General features: G+C 60.8%; 1 protein-coding gene. It reads right to left on the bottom strand.

Features of this window, described 5'->3' with window-relative positions; all coding sequences use genetic code 11:
• Nucleotides 1-240: hypothetical protein (locus KW839_RS28245; RefSeq protein ID WP_218426055.1), on the bottom strand; the 240-nt coding region annotated here is incomplete at both ends.

Genomic DNA, 240 nt, shown 5'->3' with positions numbered 1-240 from the left:
AGGTGTACGTGCCGTTGGCGTTGAGCACCAGGGTGCCGTAGGTACCATTGAAAGTGCCGGGAGTGATCGGTCCGGAGTTTTCACCGACAGGTACGCGGTCAGCGCCCTGCACATCGTTGGTCAGCACATTGCCGTTGAGGGTCAGCAGGGATTCCGAGGCAGTACTCGCATTGCTGTCGTTCACCCCGGCAGGCAGGTCGTCCACAACGTTGACGTCGAGACTGGCATTGGCGGTGGTGC

It is taken from the genome of Pseudomonas sp. PDM31, assembly GCF_019218965.1.
Taxonomy (GTDB): domain Bacteria; phylum Pseudomonadota; class Gammaproteobacteria; order Pseudomonadales; family Pseudomonadaceae; genus Aquipseudomonas.
This window is presented reverse-complemented; position numbering and strand designations above follow the sequence as displayed.